This window comes from Maritimibacter sp. UBA3975, assembly GCF_002384975.1.
Classification (GTDB): Bacteria; Pseudomonadota; Alphaproteobacteria; order Rhodobacterales; family Rhodobacteraceae; genus Maritimibacter.
In genome coordinates this window covers 27,266-27,783 of the sequence record NZ_DGCP01000010.1, presented here as the reverse complement: position 1 = coordinate 27,783, position 518 = coordinate 27,266, and the positions used below count along the sequence as shown (strand labels likewise).

The window sequence follows — 518 nt, the reverse complement described above, 5'->3', positions numbered from 1 at the left end:
GCGCCCTGCGGATTGGCGGGCGAACAGATATAGACGATGGCAGTGCGCGTCAGGATGTCGGCGGGCAGGCTCGCGTAGTCCGGCAGAAACCCGGTCTCGGCGGTCGCGGGAACGAACACCGGTTCGGCCCCCACGGTCGCGGCGGCCACGGCGTAGACCTGATAGAACGGGTTGGGCATGAGGATTACAGGCGTCTGCCCGCGCACCTTTTCGGGGCAGAGCGCGATGGCCGCGTTGAACAGCCCTTCGCGCGTGCCATTGAGCGCCATGACCTGCGTTTCGGGGTCGACGTCGATGCCGTAGCGCCGGTTGAGCCAGTCGGTAAAGGCGCCGCGCAGTTCCGGCGTGCCCTCGTTCGGGGGGTAGCGCCCGAAATCGTCGGCCGTCTCGGCGATGATGCGCGACACGAACGCGGGGCTCGCATGGCGCGGCTCACCTATGGTCATATGAACGACCTCTCCCCCCGGCGCATGTGCGTCGAGAAGGCTCCGCAAACGCGGAAACGCGTATTCTGGCAG

The 518-nt window shown here is 67.0% G+C and carries 1 protein-coding gene; it reads right to left on the bottom strand.

All coding sequences use genetic code 11. The features are described 5' to 3' along the window. Positions 1–518: aminotransferase class I/II-fold pyridoxal phosphate-dependent enzyme (locus B2585_RS10635; protein ID WP_292022863.1), on the bottom strand; the 518-nt coding region annotated here is incomplete at both ends.